The 14,349-nt window shown below is 46.4% G+C and carries 8 protein-coding genes; 5 read left to right on the plus strand and 3 right to left on the minus strand.

Going from position 1 to position 14,349, the window contains the following annotated elements; translation table 11 throughout:
• The first annotated feature begins 65 nt into the window (after positions 1 to 65).
• The 3 genes from M2137_RS13335 (at position 66) to glgP (ending at position 5,371) form a co-directional block, all read left to right on the plus strand.
• Positions 66 to 539 carry an Lrp/AsnC ligand binding domain-containing protein gene (locus tag M2137_RS13335; RefSeq protein WP_280766945.1) on the plus strand — a complete coding sequence of 158 codons (474 nt, stop codon included), beginning with the start codon at positions 66 to 68 and terminating at the stop codon, positions 537 to 539.
• 492 nt (positions 540 to 1,031) lie between these two features.
• Positions 1,032 to 2,687, plus strand: coding sequence for a glycosyltransferase (locus tag M2137_RS13340; protein ID WP_280766946.1), 1,656 nt, complete (start codon positions 1,032 to 1,034; stop codon positions 2,685 to 2,687).
• A 116-nt stretch (positions 2,688 to 2,803) separates the two neighbouring features.
• Positions 2,804 to 5,371 (plus strand): alpha-glucan family phosphorylase, encoded by a 2,568-nt coding sequence (gene glgP / locus M2137_RS13345; RefSeq protein ID WP_280766947.1) that lies wholly within the window; start codon positions 2,804 to 2,806, stop codon positions 5,369 to 5,371.
• A gap of 105 nt (positions 5,372 to 5,476) precedes the next feature.
• Here the strand turns inward: glgP and M2137_RS13350 are convergent, their stop codons facing one another.
• Positions 5,477 to 6,793 carry an outer membrane protein transport protein gene (locus M2137_RS13350; protein WP_280766948.1) on the minus strand — a complete coding sequence of 439 codons (1,317 nt, stop codon included), beginning with the start codon at positions 6,791 to 6,793 and terminating at the stop codon, positions 5,477 to 5,479.
• A gap of 844 nt (positions 6,794 to 7,637) precedes the next feature.
• Between M2137_RS13350 and M2137_RS13355 the strand changes: the two genes are divergently transcribed.
• Positions 7,638 to 10,022, plus strand: a complete 2,385-nt coding sequence (locus M2137_RS13355) for an ABC transporter permease (RefSeq protein WP_280766949.1) — start codon at positions 7,638 to 7,640, stop codon at positions 10,020 to 10,022.
• Positions 10,023 to 10,400: 378 nt separating this feature from the next.
• Positions 10,401 to 12,080 carry a putative transporter gene (locus M2137_RS13360; RefSeq protein ID WP_280766950.1) on the plus strand — a complete coding sequence of 560 codons (1,680 nt, stop codon included), beginning with the start codon at positions 10,401 to 10,403 and terminating at the stop codon, positions 12,078 to 12,080.
• 351 nt (positions 12,081 to 12,431) lie between these two features.
• Here M2137_RS13360 and dusB read toward each other — a convergent pair whose 3' ends face one another.
• Both dusB and M2137_RS13370 read right to left on the minus strand, forming a co-directional pair.
• A complete protein-coding gene (gene dusB, locus M2137_RS13365; protein ID WP_280766951.1) occupies positions 12,432 to 13,421 on the minus strand; it encodes a tRNA dihydrouridine synthase DusB in 990 nt (329 codons plus the stop codon).
• A 60-nt stretch (positions 13,422 to 13,481) separates the two neighbouring features.
• Positions 13,482 to 14,240 carry a glycoside hydrolase family 11 protein gene (locus M2137_RS13370; protein ID WP_280766952.1) on the minus strand — a complete coding sequence of 253 codons (759 nt, stop codon included), beginning with the start codon at positions 14,238 to 14,240 and terminating at the stop codon, positions 13,482 to 13,484.
• Between the last annotated feature and the right edge of the window lie 109 nt (positions 14,241 to 14,349).

Genomic DNA, 14,349 nt, shown 5'->3' on the forward strand with positions numbered 1-14,349 from the left:
TTTCAAAAATATTACATACTTTTGATACTAATAAACCAGATAATAATAACTAAATCAAAAAAAGGATGGAAAAAATTGACAAACTGGACAGGCAGATACTGAACATTGTATGCAAGAATGCGCGTATCCCGTTCAAGGAAGTCGCAGAAGTGTGTGGTGTGTCCCGTGCAGCTATTCATCAGCGGGTACAGCGTATGACAGACACAAACGTCATAACCGGTTCGGGCTATCAAATCAATCCTAAAAGTTTAGGCTACAACACCTGCACCTATATTGGCGTTGTGTTGGAGCGCGGCTCTATGTATAAAGATGTTGTCCCCGAGTTTGAAAAGATTCCGGAAATTGTGGAATGCCATTTCACGACCGGCCCTTACACCATGCTTATCAAGCTTTATGCCACAGATAATGAACACCTGATGGAGCTTCTGAACACAAAGATCCAGGAAATTCCCGGCGTTACAAACACAGAAACCTTGATCTCCCTCCGTCAAAGCGTCAGACGCGAAATTCCTATCTGCCGGGACGAATTTGAAGATTAAAGCGAAGAATCAGGACATTTCAAGGAGTAACCCAAAAACTCCTATGAATGCCACCCAATATGTACAAAGACACAGCGTATATTGAAAACACGCTGTGTCTTTTTTTATACAAATGTTAAAATACGGATTGTAAGCAAAGCGGCCGTTTTGCTTACAATCCGGTATGTTAAAAAGTGTTTCTCCCGGGAGTTTGTCTCCAAAGTCCCGCTTTTTTGCGCGCAAACTCCCGCAAAAATTACAAATCGTAAATTAGGCATTTCGCCGAAACAGGCCTAATTAACTAATTTTAACCGTCTATTTATCCTGTCATAACGCCCTAAATAGACCTTGCCTTCTCTCCCATTTACCGAATTTAATATGCCCGGAAACGAATCTTTCGCTTTCCGGATTGATTCGCGAAAACTCTCATTTTCACGTCAAAACCGATGTACTCCCGGTAAAATAATATATCTTTGCAGTCTGAAACCGTTGTTTTAAGAAACTGATTCATATATGGATGATATTAAAAGGACGCCCGACTATCTGTTTGAGAGCAGTTGGGAAGTCTGTAACAAAGTGGGGGGGATTTATACTGTACTATCAACAAAAGCGCATACACTGCAGGAAATTTTTCAAGATAGGGTGATCTTTATAGGACCTGATCTATGGGGAGAAAAAAAGAATGCGGATTTTATTGAGGACACGAGTTTATTTCCTGACTGGCAAATACACGCGAAAGAAATCAATCATTTACAAATCAAAGTGGGTCGTTGGGATGTTCCCGGCAAACCGCCTGTGGTATTGGTCGATTTTAAACCCTTCGCTTGCGATCGCGACGAGCTGTTTTTCCATATGTGGAACAACTATCAAGTCGACTCCATGCACGCGTATGGCGACTATGACGAATCCTGTATCTTCGCTTATGCCGTAGGCAAGGTCATCGAAAGCTTTTACCATTTTTACGAGCTGAAGACAAAAGAGGTCGTTGCGCTGTTCAACGAATGGATGCTGGGTATGGGCGCCTTATATATCAAGAACCGCATACCCGAGATCGCTACCATATTCACAACACATGCCACCTCCATCGGGCGCTCCATTGCCGGCAACGACAAAGCGCTTTATGCCTATCTGGATCATTATAATGGCGATCAGATGGCGCGTGAACTGAATATGGAGGCAAAACATTCCCTTGAAAAGCAAACGGCGCAATATGTCGATTGCTTCACCACGGTCAGCGATATCACCGCCCGTGAGTGTACGCAATTATTAGACAAAACACCCGATATAGTCACCCCAAACGGCTTTGAACGCAATTTTGTTCCCGTAGGCAGAAACTATACAACGAAACGCAAAGAGGCACGGCAAGCCCTGATCAATGTAGCGGAAAAGCTATTGGGATGCGAGATCAGCCCCAACGCGCTCTTGGTGTCTACAAGCGGACGCTATGAATACCGGAACAAAGGGATCGATGTGTTTATCGAAGCGATGAACCGCATCCGCACATCGGGACAGATCCAGTCAGAGGTGATCGCCTTCATTACCGTGCCGGCCTGGGTGCGCGAAGCGAGAGGCGACCTGAAGGAGGTGGTCGACAAAGACATCGCTGTCGAAGGCTGCCTGCAATTTCCGTTTATCACCCATTGGCTGCATCAGATGGAACGCGACAAGGTATTGAATTACATTCAACATGCCGGTTTTACAAATAATTGTCATGAGAAGTTGAAAATAATCTTTGTCCCTTGTTACTTAGACGGACAAGACGGCATTTTCAACAAGCCCTATTACGATCTGTTGATCGGCATGGATGCGACAGTCTACCCCTCTTACTACGAACCTTGGGGATATACCCCGCTGGAAAGTGTCGCTTTCGGCATACCCACCATTACCACCAACCTGGCAGGCTTCGGCATGTGGGCAAAGAAAAACGTAACAGGAACAGATATCGACGAAGGCGTGGTGGTGATCGAAAGGACAGACTTTAACTATTTCGAAGTAGCCGAAACCATTGCCCGGCAGGTCATCGCGCTCGCCCATAAGACGACAACCGAAAGAGACGCCATCAAAAGACGCTGCCTGACACTGGCCGGCGAGGCGGAATGGAGCAGGTTTATTGCCTACTACGAACAAGCCTTTACGATAGCCAGAGAAGCTAAAAATCAAAGAATTTGAATAGTAAACATGCCACTTCTTCAGATAGTGGCTATCTTTGCATCGTCAAAAAAATAAATAATGAAAACTTACATAAATAAATAATCATTTTAGAAACTCATTTAAATATCAATATAATGAAGATCAAAGCTAACAACGTAAACGAACCCGTTTGGAAAGAAGTCTATTCACACGCAAAATTACCAAAACAATTAGAGCCGCTACAGGAAATCGCGGAGAACTTGTGGTGGGTGTGGAATCACGAAGGAGCCAAACTTTTTAAGCGTATTGACGAACAACTTTGGAAATCAACAGAAGGCAATCCGGTTCTTTTGTTGCAACAACTCACATATAACCGCATTGAAGAGCTGGTAGCCGACAAAGATTTTATTGCTGACATGAAAACTGTCCATGCTCATTTCAAAGCATACGTCGATAAGAAACCCGACGCGAGCAAACCATCCGTAGCCTATTTCAGCATGGAATATGGCTTAACCAATATCCTGAAGATCTATTCAGGCGGGTTAGGCGTACTGGCTGGTGACTACCTGAAGGAGGCCAGCGATAGCAATATCGACCTCTGCGCCGTTGGATTCCTCTATCGTTATGGCTATTTCACCCAATCGCTCTCGATGGATGGCCAGCAAATTGCCAATTACGAGGCGCAAAACTTCAACGCGTTGCCGCTGACACAGGTAACCACTTCGAATGGCGAGCCGATGGTATTGGAGGTACCCTACCCCGGACGCACGGTTTACGCGCATATCTGGAAAGTAAGCGTGGGACGTATCCCCCTTTACCTGATGGATACCGATGTGCCTGAAAACAGCGAATGGGATCGTTCCATCACCCACCAACTCTATGGCGGCGACTGGGAAAACCGTATGAAACAGGAGTATATGCTGGGCATTGGCGGTATCATGATGCTCAATAAACTGGGCATCAAGAAGCAAGTCTACCATTGTAACGAAGGACATGCCGCATTGATCAACGCCCAACGCCTTGTCGACTATATCCAAAACGACGGACTTACCTTCAATCAGGCATTGGAAGTGGTGCGTGCCTCTTCCCTTTATACTGTACATACGCCGGTTCCTGCCGGACACGACTACTTCGACGAAGGCCTGTTCGGCCGTTATATGGGCGAATTTCCGCAGAAACTGGGCATCAGTTGGCAGGATTTCATCGATATGGGACGTGAGAACCCGGGTACCAACGAGAAATTCTCCATGAGTGTATTCGCCCTAAACACCTGCCAGGAAGCCAACGGTGTAAGCTGGTTGCACGGAAAAGTATCTCAAAAGATGTTTGCACCGGTATGGAAAGGCTATTTCCCCGACGAGCTTCACGTAAGCTGGGTGACCAATGGGGTACACATGCCTACCTGGGCAGCTACGGAAATGAAACAGTTCTACACCGAAAAGTTCAAAGAAGGCTTCTTTGAAAACCAGTCGGACAAGAGCTATTGGGAGCAGATATATAATGTACCCGACGCAGAACTGTTCAACCTGCGTGAGACATTGAAAAAGAAACTGATCGACTATATCCGCGAACAATACAGAGGCAACTGGTTGAAGAGCCAGGGCGATCCCTCCAAGGTAGTATCTATCCTCGAAAAGATCAATACGAATGCCCTGTTAATCGGCTTCGGACGCCGTTTTGCAACCTACAAACGTGCGCATTTGTTGTTCACCGATTTAGATCGTCTGGCGAAGATCGTAAACAATGAGAAATACCCTGTTCAGTTTATCTTTACTGGGAAAGCCCACCCCGCCGACGGCGGAGGCCAGGGATTGATCAAGCATATCGTAGAGATCTCCCGGCGCCCTGAGTTTTTAGGCAAGATCATCTTCCTCGAAAACTACGATATGCGCCTGGCTCGCCGCCTGATCTCAGGTGTCGATGTATGGCTCAACACCCCTACCCGCCCCTTGGAAGCCTCCGGTACCTCCGGAGAAAAGGCGGAAATGAACGGTGTATTGAACTTCTCCGTACTCGACGGATGGTGGTATGAAGGATATAAAGAGGGAGCCGGTTGGGCATTGACCGACAAGCGCACCTATGAAAACCAGCAATACCAGGATCAATTAGACGCGGCTACCATCTACAATACGTTGGAAACAGAGATCATCCCCGCTTTCTTTAACCGGAACGACAAAGGTTATTCCGAGCAATGGGCCGGATATGTAAAGAATTCCATCGCGCAGATCGCTCCGGACTACACCATGAAGCGTATGCTCGACGACTATATCGAACGCTTCTACAATAAACTGGCCACCCGTTCGGCTCGACTGAAAGAGCAACACTTCGCCAAGGCAAAAGAGATTGCCGCCTGGAAAGAAGAGGTAGCCACCAACTGGGACAGCTTCGAAGTGGTATCTATGTCATGCGAACCCGATATTTTCAATGGCAATAGCCCTGTAGTCGGCGACGATTATACCTTTAAGGTAGTGATCGACCGCCACGAATTAAAAGGCATGCTGGGTATTGATATGGTCGTTACCAACACCAATCTGGAAACAAAGCAACAGGAACTATACGAAACCCATAAGTTTACCCTCAAGAAAGAAGAAGGATCCAAGCTCTATTTCGAATTGGTATCCAATCCGGATGTATCGGGTAATCTAAACGTTGGCTTCCGCGTATATCCCGACAACAAAGACCTGCCTCACCGCATGGACTTTGCTTATGTGCGTTGGATTTAAGCAAAACAACCGCTAACCGATATACACAAAAGGGGAATGAACCGGCGTTCATTCCCCTTTTTTTCTAAGATCACAATTTGTGATCTTGAAACTATCTTATATTATTTAGAAGCTATAGCCTACTCCCAGTGACAGGGTAAAAGCACTTACCTCATAATGTCCGCTGAAGGTGTTGGTCGGATCGAGCTTATTGGGCATCGGATAGGAGCCGTCGCGTCCGAAACCGGTCACATAGGCCAGACCCAGGTCGATCGAAAGCGATTGCAACGGACGGAAGCTCATCCCTGCCGTTAACCCTAACTTATCCATACTGGGGGTCTCCGGATTCAGGAAATCATCTTTTACCGGCGACTCATCATAGTAAGCGCCCAAACGAAGATCGAAACGATCGGTTGCCGCATACTGCCCACCCAGGCGATAAATCCGGGTATTCTGGTAATCCTTCTTCGCATTGATATTAAATCCCTTGATCGCTCCTTGTGTAAATTCCACATTCAATTCGTCGTATGCTCCCCAGCCGACAAACTGCACTTCGCCCGACAGCAACAAACGCGCATTGGGCTTATAGGAAACACCCACATTCAAATTGGAGGGTAACGGCAGGGCTGCTTCGAAAGTCCCCTGATCCAGGGCAGGAATACCACCGCCCAAAATCGGTTTCAATTCCGTTTCATTGGCATATTGCAATTGCGCTGTTCCTTCGCCTACCGCCATATCTACTTTCGAACGATAAGAAACACCCACCGTCCACTGATCCGTAATATCAAACATCGCGCCGAGATTGAATCCCAGCTTCACACCCGCGTCGCCACCTAACGTAGCGGCCACCGGCGTAATATCTTTGTATTTATCGGCAAGCGGCTGCAACGCCGGATTTTGCATAGCCAAAAGGGCAAGGTCACTCGACGTAACCAACGCGCGGCTCAACTCGAAATTGCCAAACATAATCATTGCACCGGCGCCAATGCTCAGGCGATCGGTGATCTTCCAGGAGAGAGTCGGTTGAATAGCGTATGCCTTCAGGGCAATATCCTGAATCAGACCGGCTCCCTGCCAGTTCTTGCCCCAGTTCATCGCGCTTCCGTAAGGAGTCGTCAGGCTGACGCCGGCCGACAGGAAGTCGTAGATCTTGAAAGCACCATAGAAATAGAGAGGCGTGCTCGGATCATTATCTGCCTCATGTGTATAATTCCCTTGAGCGTATTTCGCGCTGGAAAAAACACCGGAAACACCAGCCGAGAGATCAAGGGTATTGTCTAAGAAACCTAATCCGGCCGGGTTGAAATGCATACTCTCAGCTCCCAACTTCATAGCGGCTCCCACATGACCCATACCTGATTGTTTCGCACTAAGCGAGTTCACCTGATATCCTTCTGCTGCGGCATACGTAAACGGTAATACACACAGACTTACTAACATCATAATTTTTTTCATACAATAATTATTAGTTCATTTAAACTATCGTCTATATCAAGGTAATATTGGTCTATATCCCCGTATAAACGGTTGCAAAGGTATACACTTTTGGCAGAAATTGCACACTTAACCCTTATTTGTGCCTAAAATTAAATAATTTAAACAGTTTCAGCCTTTGATTTATCTGGTAAATGGGTGTTTTGGAGGGGGGGGAGGATATTTAAATTGGGTAATAATTGAAGGTTATAGAAATCACTATCCAAGGCTCCCCTTCTTAGAAAAGAAGGGGGTGGACCATCGCTTGCGATGGTGGGGTAGTTTGATGTATTTAAAATCACACATTTGTTCTGTTTTGTGTATTTGTGACTATCAAAGAAATAGGAAAAACATTTATAAAGAATTCAAATTACCCCACCGCTGCAAGCAGCGGTCCCCCCCTTCTTTTCTAAGAAGGGGAGCTTTTAGATACTGATCTGATATACCTTGTATCTTCAATTTCTTTCCAATTTGAAGAAATCAGTAACTATTCCCCTCTCTTGTGGAAAAGGGGCAGGGGGAGAGGTGGTCTCTTTTCTCCAAATGTTAAAAACTCGATTGTAAGCAAAACGCCTATTTTACTTACAAATCCATACGTTAAAAAGTGTTTCTCCCGGGAGTTTGTCTCCGAAGTCCCGCTTTTTTGCGCGCAAAGTCCCGACGAAATTACAAATCGTAAATTGGGAGTTTCATTGAAAACCGGCGAATTAACATTTATTCATACTTTGCGTTTTGAGAATGATCAGTTTTCTTTGTCTCTTGACGGGGTTACTTATGCATAATTCGTAGATTTGGGGCAATAAAATACAGGCGAATGGAACAGGTCTCTTTTAAATTGATTTTCCGAAGCTGGCGACGCAATAAATTGTTTACGGTCATTTCTGTATTGAGCCTGGCCATCGGCTTGGCATGTACCAATATGCTGGCGGCGTTTGTGATCCATGAATACAATGTGGAAACCGAAAATCCGAACCGCGATCATATCTATTTTATGAGCCAGGACTCGCCCCTGCAATCCGGCGAGCGGGTCGCTTATATTGTGTCTGATATTGCGCCAAAATTGAAAGATGGCTATCCCTTTGTCAAGGATTATTTGCGGTTAGGTTCCGAGTATATGCAATCGGTTCAGGTAGACGAAAACAGCTATCCACCGATCCTGTCCATGCAGGCGGACAGCTCTTTTTTGCAGTTTTTCCCGTACGAAGTGCTTTACGGCAACCTCCGGGAGGCATTGACCGAACCCCATAAGATAGCATTAACAGAAGAGCTGGCAAAACTCTATTTTGGAGGTGAGAACCCGCTGGGGCAAACGATTTCTTATATTATAATGGAAGATGATTTCTATGGCGGCGGAAAAGAATTAAGTGTTGATTACCAGGTTGTGGCGGTTATCAAAGCGCGCGATCAGTCGATTCTCTCTTTTGATGCACTCGGCATGATCCCTTCGAACTATCACGGAGGAGCTGCCATACTGCTTACGGAACATCCGATCGATACGGAGACATTTGCCCGACAGGTGAAGGCGGATGGAATACCGACCATACAAGGCGATATCGGGCAATACTATTTCATTCCGCTTCGCGAGCGTTATTTCCTTTCCTATACTATGGAAGGATTCAATTTTGTTGTTTCCCAACAGAAACCGTTATTATATGTAGGTGTTTTCTCCTCCATACTGATCCTGCTGATTGCCTGTTTTAACTATGTCAACCTGAATTTCTCCCGTCTGTTGCAACAGGTGAAAATGATACATACCCAGAAACTGATGGGCGCTGATCGGGGGCATATCATCGGGCAGTTGTTTTTAGACACCTTCCTGACTGTCGCTGTTGCGTTCCTGTTTTCCCTATTGATCATATACACACTCTTGCCCCAGTTCAACGCGATTGTCGGGGGACGGATGCAAGCCGCCTTCCTGTTGAACCGACAGGTGCTCCCATCCTTGTGTGGGTTTGTATTGATCCTGTCGGTCGTGCCGGCACTCTATGTCGGTCGAAAGGTGACCCGTTTTTCGCTGCAAGGCTATTATGCCTTTTTCAGAGGAGGGAAACGGCAGGTTATTGTGGCTTCGCTGACGGTTCTTCAGTTCGCCATTTCGATCGGGCTTGTTATGGGCACATTGATTGTCAACCAACAGGTGGGACTGATCCGGCAAGGTGGCGAGGCGTACCAAGGATTGATCGAACTGGGAGAATGGAGCGATAAGGATATTCGTCCGTTAGTACAGGAGATACAGGCGATTCCGGGCATCGGAAAGGTCACTGCTACCGGGTTTGCTGTGTTGAACAGCGGCCTGCAACAGGTTGTCACTACCGATGAACATGGAAATGAATCCTATTACCCCTTGTTGTTTTTCAAAGGCGACACTGATTATCTGGAGACCTTCCGTATTCAACTCAAACAGGGATTCCCTCCGGAAAAAGGGCTTGAACAATGGGCGCGTCCCGTCTATGTGAATGAAACTTTTGTTCGCCTGTTTGTCCCCGAAGGAGAGAATCCGGTAGGACAGCCGCTGCAACACTATCAGGAGGTGGTGGGCAGGGATAGAAAAGGAGAAGAGGCACCGCCTTTTGTCGTGGCCGGTGTGTTGACAGATTTCTATACCAATACGCTGGAGGATGCCGTATTTCCTTCTCTTATTCAGATAGAAAGAAATGCGGAGGATGTGTATTGTATCTATTTCCGCCTGAATCGCGACCGGCCGGAACTGTTGTCGGAGGTAAAGGCGTTGTGGGAGAAGCATTTCCCGGGTCGTTATTTCAGCTACCGCCATGTGTGGGACGAGTTTAAAGAACGCAATCAGAAGGTCTTTTCCATGTCGCGATTGCTTTGGATGTATTCTCTGATCAGCCTGTTTCTGACCTGCTTTGGTTTGTTCGGCATGGCGCTTTATGCGATGGAGCAACGCACAAAAGAGATTGGCATACGGAAAGTGAACGGCGCCACGACGGGAGAGATTATGAAGTTACTGAACCGACAGTTCCTGGTGTGGGTGGGCATAGCCTTTCTGATTGCCCTGCCTGTGACCTGGTGGCTGATCGGTCGCTGGCTGGAGAATTTTGTTTATCGGGTACATGTATCGGTGGGAGTGGCCTTATTGAGCGGATTGATCGTAGGATGTGTCACCCTATTAACAGTAAGCTGGCATAGCTACCGGGCGGCTTCGCGCAACCCGGTCAATGCTTTGCGGAGCGAATAAAAAATACGGCTTTACATCAATCTGATGCAAAGCCGTATAAAAGCTTGTTTTTCATGTAGAGGTTATTCAGCCATTTTTTCATTGTTAAGCTATTAAACCGAATAAGAAATAAACTATCAAAAACCTATAATAATATGGCAACTCAAAAGTATTGTATTTCACGGTCTATATTATAGTCCTATCAGACAGTATCTTTTAAGAGCCTTCTTATTCTGTGTAAAACGAGATTGCTATTCGTTCATTTTCCGAAACTAAACAAATAGAATTGTTCTATTATTGAAATTTTGAGAAAATCATTCACGGCATTCAAAGAAATAAAAATTTTATCTCCCGGATAATAATGGTTACCTTTGCCGCCGGTTTTTAATAAAGGTTTGTATGGATTGGTTCAATGAGTTATTGTGGGGACAGGGCGTAGCGCATTCTGTCCTTTTGCTGGCAGTTGTCATTGCAGCAGGAATTCAATTAGGGAAAATCAAAGTGTTTGGTATCTCCCTGGGTGTGACATTGGTTCTCTTTGTCGGCATTCTCCTGGGGCATTTCGGGTTTAACATGGATCCGAAAGTGCTTCATTTTGTCAAGGAGTTCGGCTTGATTCTGTTTGTTTTCTCGGTAGGGATGCAGGTTGGTCCCGGTTTTTTCTCTTCTTTCAAGCAGGGCGGGATCACCTTAAACCTATTGGCTACCGGCATTGTACTGCTGGGGGCGTTGGTCACGTTGTCTATCCATTTCCTCACAGGCACGCCGATGGCCACGATGGTCGGTGTGATGTCGGGAGCGGTAACGAATACACCCGGTCTGGGTGCGGCTCAGCAAGCCTTCTCTGATCTGTTCGGGCAGGTAGACGATACGATTGCATTGGGGTATGCGGTGGCTTATCCGTTGGGAGTGGTGGGCATTATTCTATCCATGTTATTCGTCCGCTACATTTTCCGCATCAATTTCCAACAAGAAACCGAACGGTTGAGTATCGAAGAAGACAGCCTCTCTCATGGAGCCATGCCTGTTTCTTTGGTGGTAAGGAATCCTGCTATCTGGGGCAAGAGCATTGCGCAGTTATCGGAACTATTGAAGCATCGCGAGTTTGTAATATCCCGCATTATGTATAGCAACAGCAACGAGGTCGACATAGCCTCGGCTGATACAGTCTTGCATGAAGGCGACAAGATCTTTGTCATTACCACTGAACAGGACGCGGAAACGATTAAAACATTCGTAGGCGAAGAGATACAAATGGATCGCAAACAATGGATCCCGGCCAAGAGTCAGCTGGTGAGCCGCCAGATACTGGTGACCAAACCGGAACTGAATGGCAAGCGCTTGGGCGACTTGCAACTACGTCGCTTGCATGGAATCAATATCACCCGCTTGAATCGTGCCGGAGTCGACCTGGTGGGTACCCACCGTCTGACCTTGCAAATGGGCGATAAATTGACGGTGGTAGGGAGTGAACCGGCCGTGGCCAAGGTAGAAGAGTTATTAGGTAATTCAATGAAACGATTGGATCATCCTAACCTGATCACCATATTCTTAGGTATAGCCCTGGGGGTATTGTTAGGCAGTATTCCGATCTTCTTCCCGGGCATTCCACAACCGGTGAAACTGGGATTAGCAGGAGGCCCACTGATTGTAGCGATCTTGATCAGCCGCTTCGGATATAAATACAAATTAGTCACCTACACGACCCAAAGTGCCAACCTGATGCTGCGCGAGGTGGGCATCACACTCTTCCTGGCCTGCGTGGGACTGGGAGCCGGTGGTGGTTTTGTGGATACGATTGTTAATAAAGGCGGCTTGGCCTGGGTGGGCTATGGTTTTGCCATCACAACGATTCCTTTATTGATCATTGGCTTTATCGGACGCTACTTCTGCAAACTCAATTACTTTACACTGATGGGGCTGATGGCAGGTAGTATGACCGATCCGCCAGCCCTGGCCTATTCCAACGCCACCGCCGGCAACGATGCGCCCGCCGTGAGCTATGCTACTGTTTATCCGATGACGATGTTCCTGAGGGTATTGGTGGCGCAGTTGTTGATATTACTATTTTATGTATAATCCTGAACTGTGATTACGCTGAATACAAGATGGACTATGATGTGATTTTCTTGATGAAATGATTAATGTGATTGGGCTTCCAATCAACTAATCCTATAAATCATCTTATAATCAAATCATAGCCCATCTTGTATTCAGCGTAATCACAGTTAAAAAATAAAAACCGTTCGCGTGCGAACGGTTTTATTGCTTTCTCATGAGGCAATCTCTCGACTCTCTCGTGACAAAGACTTGTTAACCTTAGATCTAAAATACTATGAAAAAAACTCATTGCAAATATAATGCAAAATTCCTGTATGTCTTGGATATTTGTATCAAATATGGACTTTCATGTTACATATTTGGATTATTTCACCCCTTCAAATTCAATTGATGCGGAATATTGTCCATGATTTCGAACAGTTGTTCCACCGTCTCCGCGCGAAGCATGGCAATCCGCGTGGGTTTAAAATCAGGTATTCCTTTGAAAAGAGGGGTCGCTGCCAGGTGACGACGGATATGAAGAATGCCTCTTCGCTCGTCCAGACGCTCCACACTTTGCACCACCTGTTGCTTTAATATATCCAGGTACCATTGGAATTCCCTGCCGGGCAACACTTCTCCTGTCGTAAGAAAATGTTTTATCTCTTCAAATATCCAGGGGCGACCAATGCTCCCGCGCCCGATCATCACACCATCCACCCCATAGCGATCGAAGTATTCCTTGCACCGCTCGGCTGACGTTACGTCGCCATTGCCGATAATCGGTATATGCATCCGAGGATTATTCTTCACTTCGCCGATCAGTGTCCAGTCGGCCTCGCCGGTGTACATCTGCGAACGGGTGCGCCCGTGGATCGAAAGCGCCGCGATACCGCAGTCCTGCAGTTGCTCCGCCAGGTCGACAATCACCAGGTCGTTCATGTCCCACCCCAGGCGTGTCTTCACCGTTACCGGGATATTCACCGCTTTCACCACCGCTTTGGTGATCTCAATCATAAGGGGGATATTCCGCAACATACCGGCGCCGGCGCCTTTTCCGGCCACCCGTTTCACCGGGCATCCGAAGTTTATATCCAATATATCCGGACGTGCCTCTTCACATATCCGCGCTGCTTCTGCCATGGCGTCCACCTCCCGGCCATAGATCTGTATGGCTACGGGGCGTTCGTCTTCCGAAACAGTAAGTTTTTGTTTTGTTTTATTGACATGACGGATCAGGGCATCGCTCGATACAAACTCCGTGTATACCATATCCGCTCCAAATCGCTTGCACATCAAGCGAAAAGATATATCCGTCACATCCTCCATCGGAGCAAGCAAAACGGGTTGCCTCCCCAAATCTATAGAGCCTATCTTCATTATAGATTGTTTTAAAGAGGCAAAAGTACGATATTTTGTCCGAAGACAAAAAGGTCAAAATCAAAGCGCTTTGCCGTCGATGGTGATCACATTCTTATTGATCGTTGCCTTTCCTTTGCTATTAAAGCCTTCAATGCAGAGAGTAACCTCATAGAGTGTACCCATTTTGAGTCCCTTTTCTTCCCAAATCTTAAAGTGTTTGCTGATATTGATTTTTTCATTGATCTGCCCACTTCCTTTCTTGGTCGTACGGATGCTCCAGTATTGCTTAAACGTGGTATTACCCTCTATGGAAGGTTTGTTTATACGATCCGTCACAAAGAGTTCATATTCTATGCCGTCGATGGTCACATTGCCCAGCGAGCCTCTATTGCCCGGTGGACGCCATCCGCCCCAGCTCTCTACGATATAGAATTCCACCAGCGGCGCATCGTTATCTCTTCTTGTCCAACCATATACGCACATATACGACGCACCCTGGAGTTCCGGGTTGTAGTCAACGTCATACTCCATAACAATCTCGCCTACCTCACTATGCGTTTGTTTCGTATCAAACTTCTTGCCCGTACGCATAAGCGTATTCCTATTGTTCGAAGTATCATACTCAGAGGTGAAGGAGCCGCCGCCGGTAAGCTGCATGATGGCTTTGTTGTCGGTTGAGCCTGGTCTTACATCTGTCCAAAACTCATAGTGATAGCCTTCAAAAACACCTGTTGCATTCCTTGTAAATGTTTTAGCATTTTCCTGAGCCAGCATCGTGCCCGATAAGCCGCAAGCCAATAAAAGACCGACTGCCATAGTGATTTTCCTTAATCTCATAATTATGTTCCTTTCTTATTAATTAGTGGATACTCAATCGGACAAATATACAAAAAAAGGCTATCCAACCGGATAGCCTTTTTGAAATATGTATTCGGGAGACGGAGTC

It is taken from the genome of Parabacteroides sp. PFB2-10 (genome assembly GCF_029893085.1).
Classification (GTDB): domain Bacteria; phylum Bacteroidota; class Bacteroidia; order Bacteroidales; family Tannerellaceae; genus QVMG01.

What these genes read in the sequence shown, in the direction of transcription:
- M2137_RS13335 (WP_280766945.1), top strand. Translation starts at nt 66, where the DNA reads ATGGAAAAAATTGACAAACTGGACAGGCAGATACTGAACATTGTATGC.
- M2137_RS13340 (WP_280766946.1), top strand. Translation starts at nt 1,032, where the DNA reads ATGGATGATATTAAAAGGACGCCCGACTATCTGTTTGAGAGCAGTTGG.
- glgP (WP_280766947.1), top strand. Translation starts at nt 2,804, where the DNA reads ATGAAGATCAAAGCTAACAACGTAAACGAACCCGTTTGGAAAGAAGTC.
- M2137_RS13350 (WP_280766948.1), bottom strand. Translation starts at nt 6,793, where the DNA reads ATGATGTTAGTAAGTCTGTGTGTATTACCGTTTACGTATGCCGCAGCA.
- M2137_RS13355 (WP_280766949.1), top strand. Translation starts at nt 7,638, where the DNA reads ATGGAACAGGTCTCTTTTAAATTGATTTTCCGAAGCTGGCGACGCAAT.
- M2137_RS13360 (WP_280766950.1), top strand. Translation starts at nt 10,401, where the DNA reads ATGGATTGGTTCAATGAGTTATTGTGGGGACAGGGCGTAGCGCATTCT.
- dusB (WP_280766951.1), bottom strand. Translation starts at nt 13,421, where the DNA reads ATGAAGATAGGCTCTATAGATTTGGGGAGGCAACCCGTTTTGCTTGCT.
- M2137_RS13370 (WP_280766952.1), bottom strand. Translation starts at nt 14,240, where the DNA reads ATGAGATTAAGGAAAATCACTATGGCAGTCGGTCTTTTATTGGCTTGC.